This is a genomic window from Streptomyces sp. GbtcB7 (assembly GCF_019091445.1).
GTDB classification, from domain to species: domain Bacteria; phylum Actinomycetota; class Actinomycetes; order Streptomycetales; family Streptomycetaceae; genus Streptomyces; species Streptomyces mirabilis.
In genome coordinates this window covers 1-25,436 of sequence record NZ_JAGXJM010000063.1, presented here as the reverse complement: position 1 = coordinate 25,436, position 25,436 = coordinate 1, and the positions used below count along the sequence as shown (strand labels likewise).

Genomic DNA, 25,436 nt, shown 5'->3' with positions numbered 1-25,436 from the left:
ATGAAGCTTTCGGTTGCAAACAGTCCGTGTACGGACTCACAGTGCACGGATGTATCCTGAGCCGGTGACGATCGGAGCTCGATACGACGGGGTGCTGGCCGACGGCATGGCCCACCAGCTGCGCCGCGCCTCGCAGGCGGTGAACGCCTCGTGGCAGCTGCGCAGCAGCGACCTCACGCCTGCGCAGTTCGCGGTGCTCCAAGTCCTGGACGAGCGCGAAAGCCTCGACCAGAAGACCCTCGGCGCCCTCGCCGCGGTCGACCGGTCGACGCTCACTCCCCTCCTCGACCGGCTGCTGGCCCGTGACCTGATCACCAAGAGCACGGATCCCAGCAACCGCCGCCGGCAGCTGATCGCCCTGACGCCCGCCGGGCACGAACGAGCGGCTCTGGGCCGCCGGCAGGCACAGGAAACAAGCCGCTGGATCGAAGACCTACTCGGGCCTGAGCGGCTCGCGACCCTCACCCTGCTCCTCAAGGAGCTCGGGGACGCGGGCCGCGACCAGCAGCCCGGCAGCAACCGCTCGTGAGCAAGCCCTCCGGGCGCCGGGCAGTCATCTGCTGCGCCCGTCGCACCGGCCGCACCTGACGGTCCCGGCATCGCGGCAGGCGCCGACCGCACCACCTCCCGTACGGCCCCGGTCCCAGCAGGCCGGCGGGCTGGTCCTGCCCCGGCCGCCGCACGCCACGCCGCCGCGGTCGCCCTGTCGCCTTGTCGCCCCGGCCGGCCTCGATCCAGAGCCCGGGATGCCGCGGCCGGGATGTCCGGGCCGGCCGGGCTGCGCGGGCGCGTGCAGCGGCGGCAGGGCCTCCTGGCGCACCGGACGCGTCGCATCCCCGGGCTGCCAAGAGACCCCGCTCTTCACGCGTCGACCGCACCGCTCTCCCCCGGTCAGGACCCCCTGTTGCGCCGGGTGCGGGCCGCCGCCGCGGACTCCCTGAACCAGGCGCGTCCGGCGGGCGCCACCTCGTCCTGCGGCTCCGCGGACCCCGCCGTGCTCACGGCCGGACAGGGCCTGGCCGCTGAACTCCGGGGCTGTTCGCCGGGGTTGATGCCGCCGCGCATCACAGGCGGCGTATCGCGCCGTCCGCCCGGAGGTCCTCGAGAGCCGGGTAGCCGTCCACCGCCATCATCAGGTCGGCCTCGGCAAGCAGCGAGCGCAGGACGTGGACAATGCCCTGCGTGCCTCCGAGAGCCAGCCCGTATGCGTACGGGCGGCCCACACCCACGGCGGTGGCCCCCAGCGCCAGCGCCTTGACCACGTCCGCACCGCTGCGGACACCCGAGTCGAACAGAACCGGCAGGCCGTCCGCCGCCTCGACCACTCCCGGCAGCGCCTCCACGGCGGGCAGTCCGCCGTTCGCCTGCCGGCCGCCGTGGTTGGAGCAGTAGATCCCGTCCACGCCGCCGTCCTTGGCGCGGCGCGCGTCTTCGGGGTGGCAGATGCCTTTGAGGACGAGCGGCAGGTCGGTGATCGACCGCAGCCAGCCGAGATCGTCCCAGGTCAGCGGATTGCCGAAGATCCGTGCCCACTCCAGCACCGCGGCCCGCACATCCTCCTCGGGGGCTTTGGCCAGCCGGGCCCTGAAGACCGGGTCGGACGTGTAGTTGGCAAGGCAGTGGCCGCGCAGCTGCGGGAAGTTGCCGGTTGCCAGGTCGCGGGGGCGCCATCCCGTGATCCAGGTGTCCAGCGTCACCACGATGCCCTTGAAGCCCGCGGTTTCGGCCCGGCGCACGAGGCTCTCGGCCAGCTCCCGGTCGGTGGGGGTGTACAGCGAGAAGAATCCCGGGGTTTCCCCGAACTCGGCCGCGACCTCCTCCAGCGGATCGACGCTGAGGGTGGAGGCCACCATCGGCACGCCCGTACGGGCGGCTGCGCGGGCCGTGGCCAGGTCGCCGCGGCCGTCCTGCGCGCACAGCCCGATCACCCCGACGGGTGCCATGAACAGCGGGGAAGGCAGGCTCGTCCCGAACAGGTTCACCGACAGGTCGCGCCGGGCCGCACCGACCATCATCCGCGGCACCAGCCCCCACCGCAGGAACGCCGAGACGTTGGCCCGCTGGGTGGACTCGTCTCCTGCGCCACCGGCGACATACGACAGCAGCGACGGCGACAGCGCCGCCTGCGCTCGCGCCTCCAGCTCCTGGAACTCCATCGGCAGGGCGGGCAGCACGCCAGAGAGCCCGTCGATGTAGATCTCGTTCTGGTAGTCACCGAACCGCCCGTCGAGCTCCCGGTTCATCCGTGGGGTCACCGCCCTCGCCTCACCTGCCCCCGGCCATCGGGGACCAGTGCTTCTCATCGTGCGGCCGAGACGGGACGGCGGCCAGGTCACAGCGGTACAGACCCCGCTGAAGGGGTTGTGGCCGGCGTACATTGATCCGCCGCGGCCCCCGGTCACGTCCCGCGTGCGCCGTCCGCCGATGAGCAGTCGGTGATCTCGTTTTGTACGATCGGGGCATGGCTGCGGAGTATCCCGAGGCCGCAAAGCAGCTGTCCGCGGTCGCGGAGAGCGTGGGTGAACATCTTTCGGACGTCAGCCGTGACATCGGGGAGCAGCTGCTCGCGGAGATCCCGGAGCTCCGAGGTGACGGGACCGTCGTCAAGATCCTCGAAGCGAGCGTCGCGGAGAACGTCGCCACACTGCTGCACATTTTCGAGAACGACATACCGCTGGACAACGTCGAGGGGCCCCCGGTCGCCTCGGAGTACGCCAGGAGGCTGGCCCAGCGGAACGTACCCCTCAGTGCGCTGATCAGGTCCTACCGGATCGGGCACTGGCGTTTCCTGCAGTGGTGTCTCGACGAGCTCAACCGTCAGGGCGCCGACGAGTCCCTGTCCGCCGCGACCAACTGGCGCATGCTGAACCTGAGCTTCGGCTACATCGACCGGGTCACGGAGCATGTCATCGATGTCTACCAGCTCGAGCGCGACCACTGGCTGCTGAGCCGGACAGCTGTGCGTGCCGCGCGCGTGCGGGACATCCTCGCCGGGAAGGACGTCGATCTCGACTGGGCGGAGTCGGCTCTGGGTTACCGCATCCGGCAGTACCATCTCGGGCTGGTGTCCTGGCTGCCCCCGCTGGCGGAGGCGGGTGCGGGGCTGGCCAGACTCGACCGGATGACCACCGTGATCGCCGAAGCGCTCGGGTGTCCTGCCCGGCCGCTGTTCGTTCCCCGGGACGAAGCGCTGTCCTGGGCGTGGCTGCCGTTCGGCTCGCACCATGACGTCTCCTGGGAGCAGCTGTCGGACGCGATCGAGAGCACTGATCCCTCGGTGTATGTGTGCGTGGGGAACGTGGAGCCCGGCATCGGGGGATTCCGCTCCACGCACCATCAGGCACTGCGCACCCAGGAGCTGGCGACGCTGGCCAGTCCCGGCACCCGGTTCACCGAGTACTCCCGGGTGGCTCCGATCGCCTTGATGTGCGCCAATGTCGAGGACATGCGCGCCTGGGTGTGGGGGGTTCTGGGCCCGCTGGCTGTCGATGACGAGAACTGCGCGCGGCTGCGGGAGACCGTGCAGATCTTCCTGGACACCGGCTGCAGTTACACCGCCACGGCCGGCGCTCAGATTCTGCACAAGAACACCGTGCACTACCGCATCCGGAAGGCCGAGGAGATCATGGGCCATCCCGTCCAGGAGCGCCGCATCGATCTGGAAGTCGCGTTGCTGGCCGTCCAGTACCTCGGCCTGACGCTCCTTCGCAGCGCCCCGGCATGACACGCCCTCGCGCCGGCCGACGGGGCTGTCGCCCCCGGGCGATCGGTGAGCCGCTGCTCGCCGTCAGTCGGTGCCGGCCGTGACCGGCTCCCAGCGGGCGTACTCGTCCATCAGCTCGGCGAAGCGGCCGCGCACCATCTCCAGGCCGGCGGTGGCCACCGCGAGGTGCAGCGGGGGCTCGTCGATGCCCGTGATGTCGGCGACGGCCGCCATGGACTTGACGAGGTCGCCCCGCACCGCCTGCTGGTCGAATTCGGCCATGGCGGCGTAGGAGGGCGCGTAGGCGGGGATGGACGTGGCGGGGAGCTTCGCGTTGGTCCCGAAGCTGGTGTTGTAGCCCGCCGGCTCGACCAGGGTGACGTGGATGCCGAGCGGGCCGACTTCCTTGGCCAGTCCCTCGGTCAGGTTCTGCACGGCGCTCTTCGAGGCGCAGTACACGGCCATCGTGGGCAGGCTGACGTGGCCGCCCATGGAGCCGATGTTGATGATGTGGCCGCGGCCGCGTTCCCGCATGTGCGGGAGTACGGCCTGGATCACCTGGACGAGGCCCACCACGTTGGTTTCGAACTGGTCGCGCAGCTGGTCGGGGCTGACTTCCTCGACCGTGCCGACCTGCCCGTAGCCGGCGGCGCCCACGAGGGCGTCGATGGCGCCGAAGCGGTCGACGGTCTCCTTGACGGCCTGCTCGATGCCGGCGGCGTCGGTGACGTCGAGGCGTGTGACCAGGACGTTGCCGAGGCCGGCGAAGGCCGGGTTGGCCTTGGCCGTGTCGCGCATGGTGGCCACGACGTTCCAGCCGCGCGCGGCGTACTCGAAGGTGGCCGCTTCGCCCATGCCTGTCGAAGCACCTGTGATCAGAACGGTCTTGCGCATGATGCCCTCTCTCGTGGCGTGGCCTCTGCACCCACACTCACTACTAAACAGAATCTACAAAACATGTATAGCATGCTCAGTCGGTATGGTGTGCATATGGCAGCGACCCGTGGGGACATCCAGCGCCGCGAGCAGGTGCTCGCGGCGGCACTGACCGTTTTCGCCACGTTCGGCTATCGCAAGACGTCGATGGACGCGGTGGCTCAGGCGGCGGACATCTCCCGCCCCGGCCTGTACTTCCTCTTCTCCGGCAAGGAGGAGCTGTTCCGCGAGACCATGCGGCAGGCGCTGGACGAGGCCCTGGGCGACGTCCGCACGGCGCTGGCCGCGCCCGGCGCGGACCTCAACGCGCGTCTGGTGGCCGCACTCGACGCCAATCTGGGCCGGTACGTCGGCACGCACATCAACGAGGGCGTCGACGACCTGCTGGAGCACGGCACAGCACAGCTGCAGAGCATGTACGACGACTACCGGGGCGCCTTCCTCGACGCGCTCACCGAGGCCGTCGCCGCCTCCGGCCGGCCCACCGCAAGCGTCACCCCGCGGCAGATCGCCGAGGTCCTGCACGCCGCCGCCGAGGGCTGGAAGCACCGCGTCGCCGACCGTCCTGCATTCGTCGACAAGCTCACCATGGCCGTCGACGTCGCGCTGCGCCCCTAGGTTCCGCCGACGGCAACGCCGCTGGGGGCACCCCCTGCTCGAAGAGCTTGGGGGAGGGCGTGCCGGGCCCCGCGTCCGCGGCCTGGCCGGCCGGGCACGCCCTAGAAACTCCTGCGCACGCCCCCGTCGACCGACAGCATCACGCCCGTGAGGTAGGACGCGGCGGGCGACAGCAGGAAGGCGGCGCTGCGGCCGAACTCCTCGGGGGTTCCGTAGCGGCGCAGGGGGACGCCGGCGGTCGCACGGGCGCGGGCGGCGTCGGCGTGGCCGGTGTGCGCGTCGAGTTCGCGGACCCGGTCGGTCTCGATGTGGGCGGGCACCAGGCCGACGACGCGGATGCCCCGGGGGCCCAGCTCGTTCGCCAGGTTCTTCGCGTAACCGGCCAGGCCCGGCCGGAAGGCGTTGGAGAGCGCGAGGCCGGGAATCGGCTCGTACACCGAGCTGGAGAGAACGAAGCCGATGACCCCTCCCCCGTCCAGCTCCGCCGCGACGGCGCGGGACAGCCGCACCGCACCGAGGAAGACCGACTCGAAGGCGGCGCGCCACAGGTCGTCGTCGATGGTGTCCGACGTACCCGCCGGCGGGCCGCCGACGCTGATGAGCACCCCGTCCAGCCGCTTAAAGGCATCACGTGCCGCGCCGATGAGCCGGTCCGGGGCAGCGGGGTCGGCGTTGTCGGCCACGACACCGACCGCCTGCCCCCGGCCGCCGAGCTCCGCCTCGGCGGCGGTCACCGACTCCTCGCTGCGGCCGCTGACGACCACCCTCGCCCCGTCCGCCACCAGTTCGCGCGCGGCGGCCCTGCCCAGACCGCGGGTGCCACCGGTGACGATGTACACCCGGTCCTTCAGTCCAAGGTCCATGACCGCTGTCTCCTGTCCCGCCGTGCCGCTCGCACGGCCTACAGCATCGCCTTCTGGGGCTGCGTGGACACCACGATGACGGTGGTGGTGCCGGCGGTCAGGGCCGCCTTGAACTCCCGCTCCAGGTCCCCCGTGGTCTCCACGTCGACCGCACGGCATCCGAATCCGCGGGCCACGGAGGCGATGTCGAGCCCGGGCAGGTCGAGTCCCGGAACGCCCGGCGTCTCCTCCAGCACCGCGAACGACTTGAGGATGGAGTACTCCTGGTTGCGCATGACCACATACACGACCGGGAGGTTGTGCCGGGCCGCCGTCCAGATGGCCTGCACGGAGTACTGGAAGGAACCGTCACCGATCAGGCCGACCACCGGCCGGTCGACGCCCCGCTCCCGGTCGCCCAGCGCGACGCCCACCGCGGCCGGGGTGCCCCAGCCGATCCCTCCGCTGGCCGTGGCGAAGAACGATCCGGTCCTGACCGTCGGAAGCCACTCGACCTGCTGCGCCATCGTGGAGGTCGATTCGTTGACGATGACCGCGTCCGGCGGCCGGACCCTGCTCAGGGCGGCGTACACCTCCGGCGGGGTGAGCGGACTGTTCGGCGTCTGCGGCAGCTCACGGGGCCGCGCCATCGGCTCCGGGGCGGTCCGCGCGGACCCCTCGGCGACCATGTCCAGGAGCAGTTCGATCGCCGTCGCGGGATCGCCCAGGAGGCTGTCGCCCACCCGTGCCGCCGCGGCAACCCCCGGATTGCCGGTGATCTGCAGGAGCTCGGTGCCGTCGGGGAGGTAGTCGCCGGGCACGTAGGGGTAGTAGCGGAACGCCTCCGCGCCGATCACGACCACCAGGTCGTGCCCGGCCAGCCGGTCACTGATGGTCTTCACCGACATGCCGAGCGGGCCGCGGAAGAGGGAGTGGTCCTCGGGGAAGGAGGCGCGGTCCAGCAGCGGGGCGCCGTAGACGGAAGCGCGCAGCTTCTCCGCCAGGGCCACGGCCGCGTCCCAGCCGCCGGCGCGGTCCACCTCCGGCCCGAAGACCAGCGCGGGACGACGGCTTGCGGAGATGCGGTCGGCGAACAGCCGCAGGCGCCGCGCGTCGGGGGCGACCCGGTCGCTGACGGTCCGGACCCGGGTGAATCCGGACAGCGGCCGCTTCCAGTCGTCCATGGGAATCGACAGGTAGACCGGTCCCGCCGGCGGCTGCAGCGCTTCCGCGTAGGCCCGCATGAAGGCCTCGGGGACGTCTTCGGCGCGGGCCGGTTCGTAGGACCATTTCACCCACGGCTTCGGCAGCGTGGTGGCCTCGCGGTTGCCGAGATACGGCTCACCGATCACGAGTTCACGGTGCTGCTGTCCCGAGGTGATGATCAGGGGCGTGTTTCCGTGGTAGGCCGCCACCAGGTTGCCCACCGCGTTTCCCACCCCGGCCGAGGAGTGCACGTTGACCAGTGCCGGGCGGCGCGTGACCTGGGCGAAGGCGTCGGCCATCGCGATGACGGACGCCTCCTGCAGCGCCAGGACGTAGGTGAAGTCCTCGGGGAAATCCTGCAGGAAGGTCTGCTCGGTCGAACCGGGATTGCCGAAGACCGTGGTGAGTTTCAGGGTCCGCAGCAGGTCGTAGGTCACGCTGTGGACGGTGGATCGCTCGGTCATTGTTGCCACCGACTTTCGTGCTGGAGCCGGGCGCCGGGTCAGCGGCCCTGCCCGTGGGGTGCGCGCTTCTCGGGGAAGGCTCGGGCGCCTTCCCCCGCATCGTGGGACGCCAGAACCAAGCGCCGATCCGATCCTGCTCGACACCGGCGCCCTCGTCGCGAAATGCGGTCCGTTCGGTGACGGCACGCCCGACAGCCGCCACGGCCAGGGGGCGATGCCGCAGTGGACCTCGGTCCGGCCGAAGGGCGGCGCTCCGCGCGACCACGGTCATGTCGCGGGCGAGCGCCGTCCCGGGGCCCGCGACGGGCCCGCCGCCGTGCCGTCCCTCGCGTTCACGCACCGCTCCTTTGCCGCGCTCGTGTACCGCTCTCCTTCCGGTCCGCGGACCGGACCGCTTCCGTGAGGACGACGCTAGAAGCGTGCACGGATGGAGCCATTGGGCGACGAACACCACATTTGCCAGGAAATTGGTTTCCCGGCACCAATATGCGCGACACCCATCAGCATTTACTTGCTTGACAAAGCAGATGACTGCCTGGGCATACTCGGTCGGTCGGTCCGGAACACGGGAGCCCGCATGAACCTCGGCATGGCCATCGCTGACTTCACCCAGCCCCAGAGCCCGGCAGGCATCGCACGTCACGTGGGCCGGCTCGCCCGCACCGCGGAGGAGTACGGGTTCACGCGCATCGCCGTCATGGACCATCTCTTCCAGATCGGGATCGTGGGGACGTCCGAACAGGAAATGCTGGAGGCGTACACCACGCTGGGCTACCTGGCGGCGAGCACCGAGCGCGTGGAGCTTCTCGCCCTGGTGACCTCGGCCGGCTACCGCGAGCCCGGCCTGCTGGCCAAGATGGTCACCACGCTCGACGTGCTGTCCGAGGGCCGGACGGCCCTGGGTATCGGTGTCGGCGCGGGGTTCAACGTCGCCGAGGCACGCGGACTGGGTCTGCCCTTCCCGCCCGTCGCCGAACGGTTCGAGCGTCTCGAGGAGACGCTGCGGATCTGCCTGCAGATGTGGAGCGACGACGAAGGGCCCTTCAACGGCCGCCACTACCGGCTCGAGCGCACCCTCAACTCCCCCGCCACGGTACGGCGCCCCCATCCGCCGATCCTGATCGGCGGGTCCGGCGAGCGGAAGACGCTGCGGCTTGTCGCGGAGTACGGCAACGCCTGCAACCTCTTCCACGGACCGGACCTCCGGCACAAACTCGACGTGCTGCGCGGGCACTGCGACCAGGCCGGGCGGGACTACGACACGATCGAGAAGACGGTCCTCCTCCCTCTCGACCCCGGGCGGCGGGGCGAGCACGTGCCGGGCCTGCTCGCCGAACTGCGCCGGCTGCACCGGATCGGCATCGACCACGTCATCGGCCCGGTACGGGGAGCCGACCAGCAGGCAGCCCTCCAACTGCTCGGAGAGCGCGTCGTTCCCGAGACAGCACATTTCTGAGGTACCGCATCTCCGAGGTACCGCATCCCCGACCGCAGCACGTGGCAGGAACATAGCCGGCCCCTCAGTATCAATTTGCTTTCAGAAGCATTCAAAGAGCATCCCCTGACAAGTCCTCGGAGGAGAGTCCGTGAGTGACAGCAACGACCGGCCGGGCAAGGACGCTGATGTCATCGTCGTCGGAGGCGGATCCGCGGGCGCCGTACTCGCCGCCCGGCTCAGCGAGGACCCGCAGCGCGAGGTCCTGCTGATCGAGGCAGGCCCGGACTACCCCGCGGGGCAGTTCCCCCGCGGGCTGCGGACCCCGCATCTGCTGGCCGATCCGGACCACGACTGGGGCTACACCGCGCGGGGTACCGACCGGGCCCCGGGCATCCCCGCTCCGCGCGGCCGGACCATGGGGGGCAGTTCCGCCGTCAACGCGGGGGTGGCCATCCGGGCGCGTTCCGCGGACTTCGCCGCCTGGGCGGACCGTTACGGCATCAAGGGCTGGTCCTTCGAGGACGTCCTCCCCACGTTCCGGCGCATGGAGAACACACCGGCCGGCGACGACGCCTACCACGGGCGCCTGGGCCCCTTCCCCGTCCGCCAGTGGTCCTACGAGGAACTCACGTCGCCTCTGCGGGCGTTCGTCGACGGCTCGGCGGACCGGGGGTTCCGGCGTGTCGAGGACTTCAACGGGGCCGAGCAGGAGGGCGTCGGCGGCTATCCCGTCAACATCGTCGGCGGGGTGCGGCAGAACACCGCCCTGGCCTATCTGACGCCACCGGTGCGGCAGCGCCCCAACCTCCGGGTGCTGAGCGAGGTCACCGCCGACACCGTACTCATCGAGAACGGCACGGCGCGCGGCGTGGTGAGTGCCTCCGGCACCGTGTACCGGGCCGCCGAGGTGATACTCGCCGCCGGCAGCTACGGCAGTCCGGCCATCCTGCTGCGCTCCGGCGTCGGCCCGGCGAAGGACCTGCGGGCACTGGGCATCGACGTGGTCGCCGACCTGCCGGTCGGCCGGCGGTTGCAGGACCATCCCTTCTTCCACTCGCTGTTCGCCCTGGCGCCCGGGCACCAGACGATGACGGACGCCTTCTCGGCGGGCCTGTGGTGCGCCTCGACCGAGGCGCAGGGCGGCGAACTGGACCTCGGCATCGTGGCCGTGCACCTGCTGGACGGCTCCTTCAGCCCGACCGGCGCAGCCGTGCTCCTGGCGGCGGCCGTCACCCGGCCGGAGTCACGGGGCTCCCTCCGCCTGGCCGGCCGGGACCCCTACGCCGCTCCGGTCATCGACGACAACTACCTCGCGACTGCCAGGGACCGCCGCCGCATGCTGGAGGGCGTGAAGCTCGTGCGCAGCCTCGTGAGCACGCCGCGGTTCGCACGGGTGCTGGCCGGCGAACTCGTTCCCGGCGACGCGGTCCGGGGCGACGAGGAACTACTGGACACGATCGAGGCCGGGATCTCCACCTACGGTCACCCCACCTCGACCGTGCCCATGGGAGGGCCCGGCGACGAATGGGCCGTGGTCGACGAGTCGGGCGCGGTCAAGGGGGTCGAGCGGCTGCGCGTCGTGGACGCCTCCATCATGCCGGAGGTCCCGTCCACCGTGACCAACGCGACCACCATCATGATCGCGGAGCATATCGCCCGCCGCGTGTACCGGGCCTGACGGGACGTCGCGTATACCGGGCCTGACGGGACGTGGGGAACCCCGGCGCCGGGGAGTGCGACGCGGACCGCCCGGCCGGTGCGGTCCGCGTCGGCTCCACCGCGCGGGCGCGCAGGTTACGACCGCGTCGACCAGGGCCTGTCGTTTGGATCAGGTCATTTGGATCAGGTCATTCCAGGCGGCGGGCTTGATCAGTGCCGGTGAGCGGGGTCTGGTGCGTGCAGCTGCAAGGCGGAGGAGGGAGTCATGGCGGAGTCATGGCGACCGACGACAACGCCGCAGATGTGCGTGCCAGACCCCGCGGCCCAGGCCGGACCCAAACGACAGGCCCTAGGGCCTCCCGCGTCACGGACGCGTCCCTGAGCCACGCCTCGACGGCAGCGGACGCTGGTGACCGCCGCGATCCGTCATCCCGACGCATTCGTCGAGCAGGACGGCGGGTGGCACTTCGCCGAGCGCGGTCCGATGGCCGACCGGACCGGGACACGGCCCGTCCATGGCCTGGTTCAATCGAGCTTTTTCACCACGGCCTCGAACTGCCTCACCAGAGCGGGCAGGGAGCGTCCGTCGAGCTGGTCGACGACCCGCTTACGGGCACTCGCCAGATGAACGGGGTAAGCGGCCTGAAGACGCTTCAGCCCCTCCGGGGTCAAAGAGGCCACATTGCCCCGCCCGTCGCCTTCGTGGCGCCGCTTGGTCACCTGGCCCCGGGCCTGGAGCGTGTCCACGATCCGGGTGATCCGGCTCGCCGACAGGGCGCTGGCCGCGGCGAGATCCGTCATCCGCAGCTCCTGGTTCTCGGCTTCGGAGAGACTCATGAGGACGACGTACTCGGTGAGCGTCAGTCCCGTGGCCCGCAGCAGATCGTCGTCCAGCGAGCGCGGGAGCGCGATGATGACGCGCATCAGGGCACGCCAGAATCGTTCTTCCTCGGCGGCCAGCGGATCAGCGTCATTCATCCGTGCAGCTTACATGCTCAAGCAAGCAAGCTCAAGTGGTGATCGGATCCCGGGTGCCCGCGCAGCCTGCGGCACCGACAGGACCGGCCGGCGACCACCTGCGCCTGCGCCCGCACGGCGAACGGGCTGGCGGCCGGGGGATCCAGTCGGTCCATGGCACGCCTGCGGGCGCCGGCCCTACGAGCCTCAGTTTACTTGCTTGACAAAGCATCACCATCACAGAGATGCTTGCTTACGCAAGGAACAATCTGTCGGGGATCGCCGTGTGCGACGACGAGTGAGAGGCCAGAAGGGCATGAGCGTCCAGTTGCCGCCCGCCGGGACCTATCAGGTCGATCCGGCGCGATCGTCCATCACCTTCACCACCCGGCACCTGTTCGGCCTCGGCAGGGTGAACGGCACCTTCACGCTGGAGTCGGCGAGCATCTCCGTCGCCGAGCCGGTGACCGAGTCGGCCGTGCACGCGGCCGTCGCGGCGGGCAGTTTCCACACCGGTGCGGCTCGCCGGGACGATCACGTGCGCTCGCCCGCGTTCCTGGACGCGGACCGGCACCCGGCCATTCGCTTCGAGTCGAGCGGAGCAGTCCGCGGCGACGACGGCGTCTGGACGGTGGAGGGGTCGCTCACGGTCCGTGGGCACCGGGCTCCCCTCCGGCTGACGATCGACTCACTGACCGTCAGGGACGGATCGCTGCGGCTCTCGGCCTCGGCGACCGTCGACCGACACCGCCACGGCCTGACAGCCGCCCGCGGGATGGCGGCGCGCCGGCTGCGGCTCTCCCTGACCGCCACCGCTCACCCCACCGCCGGCCCCACCACGAACCCGACCGCGCATCCGACCGCGCACCCGGCCCTCGGCACGGCGACTCGCGCCGTCGTGCCGGCAGAAGAAGAAAAGGACCTTCTGATGTCTCCCAAGATCGCAGTGATCTACTACTCCTCCACCGGGACGGTCCACGAGCTGGCGGAGTCGGTGGCCGAGGGCGCCCGCAAGGAAGGCGCGGAGGTACGACTTCTGCGCGTCGCCGAACTGGCCCCCAAGGAGGCCATCGCCACCAACGAGGCCTGGGCGGCGCACATGGCGGCCACCGAGGACATCCCCGTGGCGACCCCGGACGACATCGAGTGGGCGGACGCCGTCATCTTCGGCTCCCCCACCCGGTTCGGCAACATCGCCAGCCAGCTCAAGCAGTTCATCGACACCCTCGGCGGCCTGTGGGCACAGGGCAAGCTGGCCGACAAGATCTACAGCGGCTTCACCGCCACCGCCACCGCGCACGGCGGGCAGGAGTCCACGCTGCTGGCCCTGTACAACTCCGTCCACCACTTCGGCGGCATCATCGTCACGCCCGGCTACACCGACCCCGTGAAGTTCGCCGACGGCAACCCCTACGGCACCAGCCACGTCAACGGCCAGGGAGCGGTCCCCGTCGACGACACCGCCCGTGCCGCCGCCGTCTACCAGGGCAAGCGCGTGGCCGCCGTCACCGCGCAGTTCAAGAACGCCTGACAGGATGTTCTGGGCCGCGTCACGGCGCGCGGCCCGGGGCCGGGCTCGACCGCTCGATCGGCGGGGTCAGTGCCGGGCGAACTGAACGCGCGTCGGCTGCACGGCGTCCGGCCGCAGGGCGATCCCGTTGAGCACCAGCGGTTCTCCGTAGATGTCGGTGATCCTGATCGCGCCCCCGCACCCGCTGCCCCGGTCGGAGAGGAAGTAGTTGTAGTCGGTACGGGGCAGCTGATGCCAGCCGCCGCCGGTGCGGACCTCCAGCCGCGCCACCGGATTCCGGTGGCCGATCACCTGGACGGCGCACCACCAGCGGCTGGACCCGGTCTTGTACCGGATCGAAACCGTGTCGGACGTGCTGGGGCTGGGGCTCAGCAGGCTCCACTTGACGCCTCCCCCGGCTAAAGCAGGGGGATTCCTAGTGCTGGGTTCCTCAAACAATCAACGGCGTGGTGTGACGGCCGGGTGTCGGCAGCGGTGGATGTCGCGCAGGTCAGCTGAAGGTCGTGCCATGGTCTGTCAGTTGCCTGGTCTAGGGTCGCCCGCATGGCTGAGCCCCCCTTTCTGACCGCCGTCCGCGAGTCGTACGACACGGTCGCCGCCGATTACGTCGAACGCGTCCCGCCTCCAGCCGAGATGGACCCGCTGTCACGCGCGATGCTGGCGGGGTTTGCCGAATTGGTGCGGACGGCCGGTCTGGGGCCGGTCGCGGACCTGGGGTGCGGCCCCGGACGGGTGACGGCGCACCTGGCCGGGCTGGGGGTGTCCGTCTTCGGCGTCGATCTGTCGCCGAAGATGGTCGGGCTGGCCCGGCACGCCTATCCGAACCTGCGGTTCACTGAGGGCTCGATGACCGCGCTGGAAATGAGGGACGACGAGCTCGGCGGCATCCTGGCCTGGTACTCCACCCATCACACGCCCCCGCAGTGGCTGCCGGATGTGTTCGCCGAGTTCCACCGCACGCTCGCGCCCGGCGGCTACCTGCTCTGGGGAGACTATGTCGGCAATGAGCGGCTGCAGCCGACCCACGGCTATGGCCGTCCGGTGTCCTACGAGTCGTACCTCCTGCCCCTGGACCGCATGGTCGACCTGCTGGACCAGGCCGGACTCGTCGTCACCACGAGACTGGAACAGGAGCCCGGCGGACGCGTGAACAGACCGCACGCCTGCCTCCTGGCCCGCAAGCCCGAAACGCCCTGACGGGACTCGTTCCCGGGGTGAGGCCGCTCGGCTGGACCGCCGACGATCACGGGGCGGGCTGTCAGACCGCTGGGTTGAGAGGGCGGCCGCCCCAGCGGATGCCTTTCTCGCTGCGGACACGGGCGCGTTCCCGGCGCTGCGCGGCCAGGACGCCTGGATGGCGTGCGTTCTGGTTGCGCCAGTGCAAGTAGTGATGCAGCGCGCGGGTCTGGACGGTGTGGTTGGGGTGGTTCGAGTTGGCGAGGGTGAACTGCCGCAGCGGCCCGAAGTGCGCCTCGACCGGGTTCGCCCAGGACGCGTTGGTCGGTGTGAAGCAGAGCTCGACCTTGTTCCTGGCCGCCCATCGGCGGATCTTGCTGCCCTTGTGGGCGGAGAGGTTGTCGAGGATGACGTAGATGGGTGCGCCGTCCGGGCGGGCCGCCCGGATGCTCTTGAGTGCGGCGAGGCTGTGGTCGGTGCCTTTGCGGCGCCGGTTGACGCCCCAGAGAGTGTCGTCGCCGACGGAGTAGCAGCCGTGGAAGTAGCGCACTCCGTGGGTGCGGTGATAGGCCGCCGGCAAGCGGTCGGGCTTGCCCTGCTTCGCCCAGCACAGGCCGGCGGTGGGGCGGATGCCGAGCGGGCCGAACTCGTCGAAGCCGAAGGTGCGCTCGGGCCGCTCGGTCAGCGCGTACTCGATCCGGTCCAGCTTGGCGTCGAAGTCGGGGTCGGTGGACTCCTTCCACGTCTTGGTCCGCTGGAACGTCACGCCGCGACGCTTCAGCAGGCAGCGCAGGGCCTCGCGTCCAATACGTATCGGGCGGGCGACGTTGCGCCGCAGGTGCTCGGAGAGTTTCCGGACCGACCAGCGGGTGAAGGGCCGACCGAGCTTGACCGGCCGGGTGGTGGCCGTCTGGATGACGAAGTCCTCGTCGTCATCGCTGAGCAGGCGGGGACGGCCTCCCGCCCACAGAGGGTCCAGACAGGCCAGCCCGATCTCGTTGAAGCGGTGGATCACGTCGCGGACTGTGTCCTCGCCCGCCTGCACGAGCCGCGCGATCACCGGCACGCTGTTCCCGCCCGCCGAGGCCAGCAGCATCATCGCCCGCCGGAACCGCACCATGCTCGTGAACCGCGCGTGCCGCCGGAGGCTGGGCGGTCTGGGTCTTGGTATGCACCGTTCAGGGCTGAATAGCGCCCTGAACAGTGGCTCTCATCTCTGTCGTCATGCTGACCACAGTGCAGGAGACCTCTTACCGCTGGGTGCGCTCCTCAGGAGCGGGACCGGGCGGCGGTGGCCCGCAGGCTGCGCAGATGAACGGTGAGGGCGCGTCCGTCGTCGGCGGTCAGGTGGTGCTGGTGAGCCCACGTGTTCAGCAGCGTCGATACGGCGTGGCGGGAGAGCGGGGCGTGACCGTTGAGGTTGGCGCCGCGTCCAGTCCACAAGTTCCACAGCTGCGGTGTGCCGGAGAAGCAGCGGCTGCGCGTGGTGAGCCGATGCAAGCAGGAGGTAGAAGTCGACGGCTGACTCCAGAGAGCTGTGACCCTCGCCGCGAGTCTCCCACCGCACGGGCGCGGTGCCCGCCTTCATGTTCATGTGCTCGTCAAGCCGGACAACAACAACGCCCTCGCGGGTGACGGTGTGATCGGCGGGCAGCTCGGCCGTCTCAGGGGCGCGGAGCTGGCCGAGCGTCAGGGTCAGCATGAACAAGGGCGCGACGTCGGCCAGCGTGAGGAAGAGCAGCTGAGCCGTGTCCTGCTTGCGCTGGCCCCCGACACGGGGAACGCGGCCCGTGCGGTCCATAGCGTCCAGCACCCGGGTGGTGGCCTGCTCCTCCTCGCTGAGCGCGTGCGGGGTGGCGCGGAAGCCGGCCTGGAGTTGTTCAGAGGCAGTGAGGCGAGCAATGATCTGGGCGGCACTGCTCCGGGCCGCCTCCAGCATCGCGGTGTACTCCCGACGGAAGTACACCGGTACCGCATTCCCGGGCGGCTGTGGCCCCGTGACGCGCTGGGGGTCTTGACCAGGTCCCACACGGCGGGGTGGAGGGAGCCGGACGGGGAGTCTTGCTTCTCCCTCGGCCGTCAAGCGTGAACACCGTCAGCGCCGCAGACCTCGACGTGCCGCGGCCAACCGTGCACGAGGTCGTCAGGCGTGCGGGTCAGCCGCCCTGACCGGCGCTTCCGACCGGGCCGACCTTCACCGGGGAGCCGGAGCCGTCCGTGACGGGCAGCGTGGCGGCGCCCGGCCAGTTGAGGGTGACCGACTTCGTCTCGTCCGGCGGGGTCACCACCAGCCCGGTGACGCGGACGCCGGAGCCGCCCGACTTGTTGAACGGGTAGTTGACGGGGAAGGCCGTCGACTTCCCGTTCTTGAGGATGGCCGAGCCGGCCTGCTGGCCCGTGCGCTTCGCGGACAGCGATCCCGCGCTGGTCTTCAGGTCGACGCCCGCGTACCCGGAGATCGTGCAGTCCCGGCCGCTGTGGTTCGTCAGCTCGACCACGACGGTGCCGTCGGGGTCGCCGTCGATGGTGTTGTCCTTCGCCGTGATCTCCAACTCGTCGGTGCGGCACTTGCCGACCTTGGCGTTCGCGTTGGAGCCGGTCCCGGCAGCCGTACCCGTCCCGCCGGAGCTCGTTGCGCCGGAGTTCGTTGCGGAGCTCGTCCCGGCGGAGTCCTTCGCGCCGCCCTGGTCCGAACTGCCCGAGTCCGAACCGCCGCCCGAGGACGACGCTGTGGCCCCGGACGACACGGTGGACGCGGATGACGGGTGGCTCTGTCCCGTGCCGGCGTCGTCGTTCTGGCAGGCCGTGAGCGAGAGACCGGCGGCGACGGCCAGGGCGGCGAAGGTGAGCTTGTGAACGCGCATCGTTTCTTCCTCAGTATCGGTTGGCAGTGTCGGCCGCTCGATACGGGTCGGTACGAGCGAGCGTTTCCGACCAACAGGACCGGCCCGGCCCGGTGGACCGTTCCATACAGTCACCTCATAAGACATCCCTGTTACACGCACAGCCAGGCACAACGCGCGCCATCACCGGGCGGACCGCGCCGGGACGCGCCGCCGGCCAGCCGGGACGGCGGTTCCCGCCACCGTCACGCACCTGTTCGCAGCCGCCGTCCGTTGGGACAGACCCGTAACCCGACGGACCACAACCGATCGCCTGCCCTCCTCATCCCGCTCCGCTCGCCCACGGGAGCAGCCGCCCGGCCCGCGAGGCCAGGTTTCCAGCACATCGAAGGCACCCATCGACTCGCCTCGTCTGCCACGATTTCCGCGGTCTCGGGGCTGGCCCGCCCGGCGAGGGTGAGGTCCTGGATCGGCCGGAACAGCACCCGGTGAAAGGCCGCGACGAGCGCCGCCGCCATACGCGGGGTGGCGCCGCCCGCCGCACCGGTCGCTTCGGCGAGCACCTCCGCGAAGACCTCTTCGCACCATTCGTGCGGGCCCCGCGGACAGGCGGAGAACGTCTGGCTCTCGTCGATCATCCGGGGGAACTCCGGGCCCGCGAATCCGGCGATCGGCCCCGGCGACGACGGCCTCGAAGGCGCCGCGCAGCACGGGCGGGTGCGGACTCCCCCACCGCGCACCCGGCCGCGATCCCGGCCAGGCTCTCGACGAACGCCTCCCGGTGGTCCAGCACCAAGTCCTCTGTGCGGACACCGCAGTTGGCCACGGTCGCCCGACGAGTCGGTCCGGCAGGGCCCAGAGCCGAACCCTCGGCCTCGAGGTCCACGCTGAGGCGCTCGCCAGCCTTTTGTCCATGAGGGCTGATCCCCACATGCTCGGACGCGCCTCCTCGCCGACGCCAGGGCGCGCCCGGCAAGATCCGCCGGACAGGCCCTACACCTCGTTGAAGCCGCGCGACGCGTCGTAGATGTCCGTCTCGATGACGACCACGAAGAAGCTCGTCACGACGTAGTGGACCATTACGTGATCTTCCCAGGCCGAGCGCGTCACGGCGTCGGTCGTGTAGGCAAGGTGACTGTCGGCGCCTTCAGGCTCAGCTGCGATCCTGTCGACGAGACGCAGGAACTTTTCCCGATCTGCGGCCGGCATGTAGTCACGGAACCGCGCAACCTGCTCGGTGAACTGCACGCGTCTCTTCATCGCGGCAGGATTATATGGACACGGCGAAGGCCCCTGCCGGGAATATCGGCCGGAGCCTGCTCCCTGCAGGTGGCTCAGGCAGTGGTTCCCTCTCGGGTGTCGGAGACGAGGCCAGATTGTCGAACTCCAGGACGTTGCGGCAGTCGCCGCACGTGTACTCGATGCCGTCGTCGTCGGTGATCTCCAACTGAGCACGTCTGTCTGTACTTGGTTGAGCACTCTCAAGTACGCCGACGACCGGTGCCTTGATCAGTACGCGGCGGCCTGGGACCCCGCTCGATGCCGATCCGCCATCGTGTCGTCGGGCGGCCGTCGCATGACCAGACGCACGACGACGACCGCAGGCTGCGGGCGCCGGCTTCGAGCCGGGCCAGCCGAAGGCAACCGGGCCCGCGCCGAAGAGGAAGTACTCCGGCACGGGCCAGGAACATCAGCGTCAGGACCTGTAGGTGAGGGCGACACAGCCGTTGCCGGAGTTGGTGGGGCAGCTCGGGGTCTCCTGAGGGGCATCGGCCCCTGCGCCGCCCCCGTCTCTGGTGTTGCTGCGCCAGCCTTCCCAGCTGCCGCCGTTCCCGCCGCTGCCTACCGTGTACGCGCGGCAGGACTGCAGGGCTGCGGCTCCTCCGTCCCCGCCGGGTTGCCGCCTTTCCCCACGGTGATGGTGAGCGTCTGGCCCGTGCTCAGTCCGGTGAGGGTGCAGCTCGCGAGAGCGCCGCCCCCTCCTCCGCCGCCACTGGCACCGCCCGGCCTATCGCCGACGTACGTGGGGCCGCCACCACGCGCGGTGACGGTGACCGGAGCCAGGGACGGGACTGCTACCAGGCTGGACAGCCTGCTCGTAGGTGATGGTTGCATGCCTGGGTCAATGAACCACGGTCGGAGTGGAAGCCACCGTTGATTCCAACGGAGTAGTGCCACCCCGAGAGGGGCTCTCGGAGTCGTATCCCGAGGTTGTGATCAGGCTTCCAATGTGACTACGACCAATGCGTCGTCGGCCTATACCTGGGCAAGCGGGCCCTTCACGGAAGCACGGCCACAACCTCGGTTGGCCACACTGAGCACCCCCGTTGGCCGCCCCGGGCCACGGGCTGAGTGGTTCGTTGAGCCGAGCCACGGTAGTTGGAACCTGGCCATGATTCTTGGAACCAGCTGATGCGTGCCCCGGGGCAGGCGTCGACCCGGGCCGCCCACTGACGACGGCCGTGAGAGCCGGTCAGGCGTTCGTGCGTGACAGGTGGTCGGGGAGGTCGGTGAGCCGTTCGATACGGAGCACCGTCTCGTCTGCCGTCGGCGATGGTCCACCGGTGACGAAGTCGATGCCGCGGTCCAGCCAGATGCCGGTGAGCCCGGCGAAGGCGGCTGCGTTCACATCGCTTTCCAGCATGTCGCCCACGTTGACCGCCTGCGCGGGGTCCGTCCGCATCCACCGGCAGGCGGTGGCGTAGGCGACGGGCTTGGCCACACCGAGCTCGGCCGGGGTCAGGACGGCTTCGAAGTGTTCCAGGAGGCCGAAACGGGCGAGCTTGGCGCGCTGCTGCTCGGGGTCCCCGTTGGTGAGAACGGCCAGACGCGGTCCTCGGGGAAGCCGTTTCAGGATCTCCAGGCAGGGCTGGACATCGGGACAGCACCGCCAGGACTCCTCGAACACGGTGAGGTAGCGCTCGGCGATCCAGGCGTCCAGAAGGCCGGGACTTTCCGGAACCGGCTCGCCGAGCATCGGCAGGAAGGAACGGAGCCTGCGTCGGTGGTGCTCAGCGAAGAAGCACTGACCGGCCAGGTATTCCCGCATGCGGCGCGCCTCCAGCGTCCACCACAACGCACCCGTACTTTCTTGAGCACGGGGATAGATTGCGGGCTGTCCGCGGCCTGCCCCGCGGTCAGGACGAACGCCGGCGGGCGGCGCTTGCGATCGGCGGCGAGATGGATCTTGCTAGTCTGCCCGCCCCGCACGCGTCCCGAGCAGGGCAGCCTTCAATCGCAGATTGCGCCTACGCCGGATGCGTCGTCGCTCTTCCCGCTCGGGGCTGTTCGCGGCGTCCTGCCCGTCTTGTTCTTCCGAGCCTCCCTTCATTTGCTGGGCCTTCTCCTCCTTTGTGGCGGCCTTCTCCAGCGCGGTGATGACGTCCTGGCCGAGGTGCATCCCGGCAACGTCGTGGTGGGCCCGGCTGCGGTGGCTGCGCCGACTGTTGCGTCACCGATCGATGCGCCGGTCACCAGGGCGCCGTGGTCCCCGCGCAGGCGGAGGTGGTCCGCGGGGCGGCTCAACCACGCAAGTTGCTGTCCGGTGGTCCCGGCACAAGCGAGGTACTTCATCACCCTGAGCCCGCAGGCAGCCGTCGACGTCGTAGTCCCGCGGCGGACGTACATGTGGCCTCCCCCCTGCTCGCCCAGTGGACAGCGTTCCCCGATCGGTTCCGCGACTGGCGGCGCGTCCGCCCTTGTCACAGTTCTCACGGGTGCTCAATTTCACCCACGCGTGTTTACTCAAGCCGGAACTGGAGTGCCGCTCTCATTCGTCTGTGGAGCGTGGAGAGTGTGCAGCGCGAGAGGGTGTTCATGCAGGTGCATGTGGGTGTTGATGAAGTGACACGTAAGGTCGGCGAGTTGGAGCTGAGGTCCCTCTACTCCTGGCTGCAGGCAGACCGGCAGGCACTCCGGCACGCGGCACCCGAACTGGGAACTGCCGTTGCGCCCGTTCCGGGCTCCCAGGGGCAGGTGATCGACATCGTGTCGCTGGTGGTCAGTTCGTCCTTCAGCGCCGCCTCCCTCGCGGGGACCATCGTGAGCTGGCGGGCTACCCGGCCGCGCCGACCGGTACTGACCGTGCGACGTCCGGACGGGACAACGATTACGATCAGCGACAGCTCCCCGGACGAAGCCGTGCGGCTGCTGGAAGAGCTCACGCGCGAACCGGAATAGCCCCAAGTGAACCAACTTCCCTGCCCCAAGGGTTCCCGCGCCGTCCTCGTCGGCGCCAGCACCTTCCAGCGGCTGGAGGGCCTGCCCGCGGTGCAGGCCAACGTGCCGGCCCTGCGGTCGTTGCTCACAGGACCCAGCGGCCCGTTCCTCACCGGAAATTGCAGCTCCCTCGTCGACCCCGCATCCACCCGCGAGGTGTCAGCAGCCTTCCGGCAGGCCGCGAAGGAAGCCACCGACACCCTGCTGATCTACTACGCGGGCCACGGTCTCCTCGATGAGACAGGAGAGCTGTACCTGGCCGTCCCCGACAGCGACCACACATCCGTCTACGACACGTCGCTGCCCTACGACTGGATCAGACGCGCCGTCAGGACGACCGGAGCCGGCCGGCGCATTGTCATCCTCGACTGCTGCTACAGCGCCCGAGCCTTCGGCCCGCAGTCCGAGTCGTTCATGGATGTCGCCGAGGTCGACGGAACCTACGTCATGGCAGCGGCCGGCGAAACCGCGGTCGCCCTCGCACCGCCCGGCGAGACCTACACCGCCTTCACCGCCGAACTCCTCGCGACCCTCCGCGACGGGGTACCGGGCGCGGCCGAACTGCTCGACCTCAACGTCATCTTCCGGCACTTGCAGGGACAGCTGAAGACCAAGAGGCGACCCGTGCCCCTCGACCTGGACCGCAACGGTCTGGGCACCACCCCGTTCATCCGAAACAACGCCTACGTACCGGCCGTGCTGCCCGACCATGGTGGTCACGACATGCTGCACCTTCTGGAATCGACACCCCGCACCGCGACGGTGGCCCAACTGGTAAGTTCGGTGGGCATGCTGCACGAGCAGCGGTCGGCCACCGCGACCGACCTCGTCCGCACCGCCCTGCAGGTGCGCGCCATCGCGGAGCTCGCCCCGCTGCTAAGCGCCCTGTATGCAGCCGGATTCCAGGCACCGGCCGAGAGCGCGCTGCCCGCCATGCTGCTGGCCCGTCCCGTCAAGGAGAGCGCCCAGCTCGTCGACCTGCTGCACATGGCGTCCGCGGATGAGTGCGTCGTCAGCCTGCTGCGACTGTCAGCACGATTACATCCGGCCCATGACGCCACGGCCTTCGCCTCCGAACTTGACCGGGCCGGACTGCCCGAACACGCCCTGGCTATCCTGAGCAGCTTCGCCATCACGCGGGAGATCGAAGAGACCGTCACCCTGATCCGCCTGATCTGCCGGAGAGAATCCGGCGGGGCCCTTGAGACGGTCATGCGCTCGGTGGCTACGCGACGCCCTGTCACCGATGTGACACAACTTTTCCCCTACCTGGCTCCGGAGAACCTGTCACGAGCGCGGGATCTCCTCTGCCGCAGCGCAGCGGAGCACCGCAACGCTGCCGAGACAGCCGCGCTGATCTCAGCCTTCGGGCAGGCGGGCCACACACAGATCGCCCGGCGGATGGTCGAGATCGGGCTGACGGTGCGTGGTCCGCAGTACATGGCCGAACTCGTCGCCGCTCTGCAGTCCGCACGGCTCTTCCAAGAAGCCGCAGACGCGCGGGTCATAGCCGTCCAGACATGGCTGGTGCAGGACATCTCCCAGTTCATCGCTCACCTGCTCGCGGTCGGGCAACAGCACCATGCTCTGGCCGCGGCGGTGAATACGGCGCACATGCGGAGCATCGGAGATTTCGGCGCTATCGCCGAGCAGCTGACCAGCCTCAACGCTGATCTGGAAGTAAAGGCACTCCTGGACCACGCAGCGCGCACCTGCCAGCCGGACGAGGCGTCCTACCTGCTCACACGGCTGGATGCGGTCGGAAACAGCAACGCCGCAGAACGGATCTTCTGGCTCAGCCTGTCACGACCCCTGGGCCACGCAGCCAAGACGCTGCAGCATCTGGTGCAGGAGCAGTCGCGGTTCCTCACCGACAGAGGGATCCACACGCTGTGCCGCAGCCAGCACCCCCACGCCATAGCCAAGCTCGCCATCGCTCTTGAACGCGTCTTGCCGGACAAGACAAATCTCCTCCTCGACGTCACCGACCGCCCCGTCCACCACGTGGCCGCACTAATCGACAGCCTGGAGAAGGGAATCTCCAATACTCTGTCGAACAGAGTCCTCACGGCCGTCGCGGAAAAGTGGGGACACCAGGAACAGGCACAGCTAGTAATTGCACTCGAAGAACGCTCGCAAGTGGGGTGTGCCGAATATCTGACGCAACAAATTACCCACTCCAAGGTTTTCACGGAAACCCTGAGAGCGATGCGCACCAAGCCGAGCCAGCCGGAGCCCTGGTGGCCCTGGTGGCCCTCGAACCGCAGTAACTACGAGCCCTCGCAGTACACACATACCGCGTATCGCGTCAGCTCGGCCGATGAGACCGTTCATTCAATCGCCAGACGCTACGGCGTGCGGGACGCGGGAATCATCGAAGAAAACAACCTTCAGTGGCCCTACGAGCTGAGCCAGGGACAATGTCTCAGCATCCCCTTGCAGTCAGGCAGTAGCCGGTTCATGGTCCCACGTTTCCCTCGGAAGCTCGGGCCCCAGCGCATTCATCCCGACGTCCGGGTACTGCAGGGCCTCTTGAAGACCGCCGGATACATGGCTGAGGACGTCCCCGAGAGCGACAACTACGGGCCACTGACATGCCAGGCCGTTACCCGGTTCAACGTCGACCACCTTCTGAGCGACAACAATAACCCCGCTGATGACAGGCGGATCACCCAGAAGGGATGGGACATACTGCACCGAATTCAGCGAGCCCAACGAGTCCAGTAACCTGAGATGGGTGCTTATCTTCAGTGGTCGAACGCGGGCTGGAACGCGGTTCGACAGAGCGTCTTACAACAGCTAACACAATGAGGTGGATCGGTCCTCGTTGCCGTGTCCAGGAACGCAGGTTCCGGTATCCCGGCCGCAAGCCGTTGCCGGACCGGGAAGTGCTGTGCGGGATCTTGTACGTGCTGCACACCGGGATCCAGTGGGAGTACCTGACGCAGGGCCTCGGTTTCGGCTTGGGCATGACGTGCCGGCGGCGACTGCGGGACTGGAACGAGGCCGGCGTGTGGCAGCAGCTCCACGAAGTCCTGCTGGCCGAGCTCAACGCGGCCTCCCGGCTGGACTGGTCCCGGTACGTGGTCGACTCCTCCCATGTCAGAGCACTAAAAGGGGAATCCACACGGGCCCCTCGCCGGTCGACCGGGGTCGGGCAGGCTCAAAACACCACTTGATCACCGACGGACACGGCACCCCGCTCGCGGTCCTGCTGACCGGCGGCAACCGCAACGACGTCACCCAGCTCCTGCCACTGCTCGAGGCGACCCCGCCGGTCCGTGGCCGGGTCGGCCGTCCTCGCCGTAAGCCCGACTCGCTGTTCGCCGACCGAGGCTACGACCACGACATCTACCGCGCCCTGGTCCGCGCTCGCGGCATTGTGCCGGCCATCGCCAGACGCGGAACCGGCACGGGACTGGGCTGGGAACTTACCGGTGGGTGGTCGAGCGGACCTTTGCTTGGCTGCACGGCTTCCGACGCCTGCGGATCCGCTGGGAACGGCGGGCCGACATCCACGAGGCGTTCCTCAAACTCGCCTGCTGCCTCATCACTCACCGGCAACTCGGCTCATTGTGTTAGCTGTTGTTAGGCCATCGCCCCGCCGGCGCGCGCTCCACTGGCGGCAGTACCAAGCCGGGGCAGTAGCGCCCTGATCGCGGCTCATGCCAAGGGAGGTGTCTGCGGCGGAGTCTTGCCATCCCGCAGAGAACCCTTCGCCCCAAGGGGTCGCCCCCATGAACGCCGGTCCGGCCGGCCCGAGGGCGACCGGATACAGTACGCGAGACGGCAGCCTGGTTTGCGAGGGGAAGCGTGACCGACACCAGCGACACCCGATCCGCCGA

The 25,436-nt window shown here is 69.4% G+C and carries 20 protein-coding genes and 5 pseudogenes; 11 read left to right on the top strand and 14 right to left on the bottom strand.

The window, feature by feature from the left end; translation table 11 throughout:
* Positions 1 to 64 precede the first annotated feature (64 nt).
* Positions 65 to 529 carry a MarR family winged helix-turn-helix transcriptional regulator gene (locus KVT44_RS51965; RefSeq protein WP_217575729.1) on the top strand — a complete coding sequence of 155 codons (465 nt, stop codon included), beginning with the start codon at positions 65 to 67 and terminating at the stop codon, positions 527 to 529.
* 535 nt (positions 530 to 1,064) lie between these two features.
* Here the strand turns inward: KVT44_RS51965 and KVT44_RS51960 are convergent.
* Positions 1,065 to 2,243, bottom strand: a complete 1,179-nt coding sequence (locus KVT44_RS51960) for an alpha-hydroxy-acid oxidizing protein (protein WP_217575749.1) — start codon at positions 2,241 to 2,243, stop codon at positions 1,065 to 1,067.
* 218 nt (positions 2,244 to 2,461) lie between these two features.
* On the opposite strand from KVT44_RS51960, the gene KVT44_RS51955 reads away from it, so the two are divergent.
* Positions 2,462 to 3,724: a CdaR family transcriptional regulator gene (locus KVT44_RS51955; RefSeq protein ID WP_217575727.1), complete on the top strand. Its 1,263-nt coding sequence runs from the start codon at positions 2,462 to 2,464 to the stop codon at positions 3,722 to 3,724.
* Between the two features lie 63 nt (positions 3,725 to 3,787).
* On the opposite strand, the gene KVT44_RS51950 is transcribed toward KVT44_RS51955, so the two are convergent.
* Positions 3,788 to 4,597, bottom strand: coding sequence for an SDR family NAD(P)-dependent oxidoreductase (locus tag KVT44_RS51950; protein WP_217575725.1), 810 nt, complete (start codon positions 4,595 to 4,597; stop codon positions 3,788 to 3,790).
* A 96-nt stretch (positions 4,598 to 4,693) separates the two neighbouring features.
* Between KVT44_RS51950 and KVT44_RS51945 the strand changes: the two genes are divergently transcribed.
* Positions 4,694 to 5,257 (top strand): TetR/AcrR family transcriptional regulator, encoded by a 564-nt coding sequence (locus KVT44_RS51945; protein ID WP_190174205.1) that lies wholly within the window; start codon positions 4,694 to 4,696, stop codon positions 5,255 to 5,257.
* A gap of 101 nt (positions 5,258 to 5,358) precedes the next feature.
* Here KVT44_RS51945 and KVT44_RS51940 read toward each other — a convergent pair whose 3' ends face one another.
* Both KVT44_RS51940 and mdlC read right to left on the bottom strand, forming a co-directional pair.
* On the bottom strand, positions 5,359 to 6,120 hold the full coding sequence (locus KVT44_RS51940) for an SDR family oxidoreductase (protein ID WP_190174204.1): 762 nt from the start codon (positions 6,118 to 6,120) through the stop codon (positions 5,359 to 5,361).
* A 38-nt stretch (positions 6,121 to 6,158) separates the two neighbouring features.
* Entirely contained in the window at positions 6,159 to 7,769 is a 1,611-nt protein-coding gene (gene mdlC, locus KVT44_RS51935) for a benzoylformate decarboxylase (protein ID WP_190174203.1), read from the bottom strand.
* Between the two features lie 577 nt (positions 7,770 to 8,346).
* Here mdlC and KVT44_RS51930 point away from each other — a divergent pair.
* Together KVT44_RS51930 and KVT44_RS60890 are read left to right on the top strand one after the other, a co-directional pair.
* Positions 8,347 to 9,225, top strand: a complete 879-nt coding sequence (locus KVT44_RS51930; RefSeq protein ID WP_217575723.1) for an LLM class F420-dependent oxidoreductase — start codon at positions 8,347 to 8,349, stop codon at positions 9,223 to 9,225.
* A 130-nt stretch (positions 9,226 to 9,355) separates the two neighbouring features.
* On the top strand, positions 9,356 to 10,885 hold the full coding sequence (locus tag KVT44_RS60890; protein WP_217575721.1) for a GMC family oxidoreductase: 1,530 nt from the start codon (positions 9,356 to 9,358) through the stop codon (positions 10,883 to 10,885).
* A 506-nt stretch (positions 10,886 to 11,391) separates the two neighbouring features.
* Here KVT44_RS60890 and KVT44_RS51920 read toward each other — a convergent pair.
* Complete coding sequence (locus KVT44_RS51920; RefSeq protein WP_067380085.1) at positions 11,392 to 11,844, bottom strand: MarR family winged helix-turn-helix transcriptional regulator; 453 nt, start codon at positions 11,842 to 11,844, stop codon at positions 11,392 to 11,394.
* On the opposite strand from KVT44_RS51920, the pseudogene KVT44_RS60885 reads away from it, so the two are divergent.
* Both KVT44_RS60885 and wrbA read left to right on the top strand, forming a co-directional pair.
* A pseudogene (locus tag KVT44_RS60885) lies at positions 11,777 to 12,619 on the top strand (YceI family protein); the annotation flags it as partial. The gene KVT44_RS51920 and the pseudogene KVT44_RS60885 sit on opposite strands and share 68 nt — an antisense overlap.
* Before the next feature lie 132 nt (positions 12,620 to 12,751).
* The gene (gene wrbA, locus KVT44_RS59415) at positions 12,752 to 13,354 is read left to right on the top strand and encodes an NAD(P)H:quinone oxidoreductase (RefSeq protein ID WP_254651068.1); all 603 of its coding nucleotides are present in this window, start codon (positions 12,752 to 12,754) and stop codon (positions 13,352 to 13,354) included.
* Between the two features lie 66 nt (positions 13,355 to 13,420).
* Here wrbA and KVT44_RS51910 read toward each other — a convergent pair.
* Positions 13,421 to 13,741: pseudogene (locus KVT44_RS51910) on the bottom strand (expansin EXLX1 family cellulose-binding protein); the annotation flags it as partial.
* A gap of 156 nt (positions 13,742 to 13,897) precedes the next feature.
* On the opposite strand from KVT44_RS51910, the gene KVT44_RS51905 reads away from it, so the two are divergent.
* Positions 13,898 to 14,551: a class I SAM-dependent methyltransferase gene (locus tag KVT44_RS51905; protein ID WP_217575717.1), complete on the top strand. Its 654-nt coding sequence runs from the start codon at positions 13,898 to 13,900 to the stop codon at positions 14,549 to 14,551.
* Between the two features lie 61 nt (positions 14,552 to 14,612).
* Here KVT44_RS51905 and KVT44_RS51900 read toward each other — a convergent pair.
* From KVT44_RS51900 to KVT44_RS51870, 8 genes and pseudogenes are all read right to left on the bottom strand, one after another.
* Positions 14,613 to 15,656: pseudogene (locus KVT44_RS51900) on the bottom strand (IS630 family transposase); the annotation flags it as partial.
* A 143-nt stretch (positions 15,657 to 15,799) separates the two neighbouring features.
* Positions 15,800 to 16,030 carry a hypothetical protein gene (locus tag KVT44_RS51895; RefSeq protein ID WP_217575715.1) on the bottom strand — a complete coding sequence of 77 codons (231 nt, stop codon included), beginning with the start codon at positions 16,028 to 16,030 and terminating at the stop codon, positions 15,800 to 15,802.
* A 656-nt stretch (positions 16,031 to 16,686) separates the two neighbouring features.
* A complete protein-coding gene (locus KVT44_RS51890) occupies positions 16,687 to 17,394 on the bottom strand; it encodes a DUF4232 domain-containing protein (RefSeq protein ID WP_190168473.1) in 708 nt (235 codons plus the stop codon).
* Positions 17,395 to 17,618: 224 nt separating this feature from the next.
* Positions 17,619 to 18,011, bottom strand: a complete 393-nt coding sequence (locus tag KVT44_RS51885; RefSeq protein ID WP_217575713.1) for a hypothetical protein — start codon at positions 18,009 to 18,011, stop codon at positions 17,619 to 17,621.
* A 355-nt stretch (positions 18,012 to 18,366) separates the two neighbouring features.
* Positions 18,367 to 18,621 (bottom strand): hypothetical protein, encoded by a 255-nt coding sequence (locus tag KVT44_RS51880; RefSeq protein ID WP_190168528.1) that lies wholly within the window; start codon positions 18,619 to 18,621, stop codon positions 18,367 to 18,369.
* A 1,225-nt stretch (positions 18,622 to 19,846) separates the two neighbouring features.
* Positions 19,847 to 20,422 (bottom strand): HAD family hydrolase, encoded by a 576-nt coding sequence (locus tag KVT44_RS51875; protein ID WP_217575711.1) that lies wholly within the window; start codon positions 20,420 to 20,422, stop codon positions 19,847 to 19,849.
* 68 nt (positions 20,423 to 20,490) lie between these two features.
* Positions 20,491 to 20,589: pseudogene (locus KVT44_RS59410) on the bottom strand (IS5/IS1182 family transposase); the annotation flags it as partial.
* Positions 20,564 to 20,773 (bottom strand): hypothetical protein, encoded by a 210-nt coding sequence (locus tag KVT44_RS51870; RefSeq protein ID WP_190168471.1) that lies wholly within the window; start codon positions 20,771 to 20,773, stop codon positions 20,564 to 20,566. The pseudogene KVT44_RS59410 and the gene KVT44_RS51870, both read right to left, overlap by 26 nt.
* A 386-nt stretch (positions 20,774 to 21,159) precedes the next feature.
* Between KVT44_RS51870 and KVT44_RS51865 the strand changes: the two genes are divergently transcribed.
* The 3 genes and pseudogenes from KVT44_RS51865 to KVT44_RS51855 all read left to right on the top strand — a co-directional run.
* Positions 21,160 to 21,552: a hypothetical protein gene (locus KVT44_RS51865; protein WP_190168470.1), complete on the top strand. Its 393-nt coding sequence runs from the start codon at positions 21,160 to 21,162 to the stop codon at positions 21,550 to 21,552.
* 6 nt (positions 21,553 to 21,558) lie between these two features.
* Positions 21,559 to 24,318 (top strand): caspase family protein, encoded by a 2,760-nt coding sequence (locus KVT44_RS51860; protein WP_217575709.1) that lies wholly within the window; start codon positions 21,559 to 21,561, stop codon positions 24,316 to 24,318.
* Between the two features lie 110 nt (positions 24,319 to 24,428).
* Positions 24,429 to 25,173 (top strand): annotated as a pseudogene (locus tag KVT44_RS51855) (IS5 family transposase); the annotation flags it as partial.
* Positions 25,174 to 25,436 lie beyond the last annotated feature (263 nt).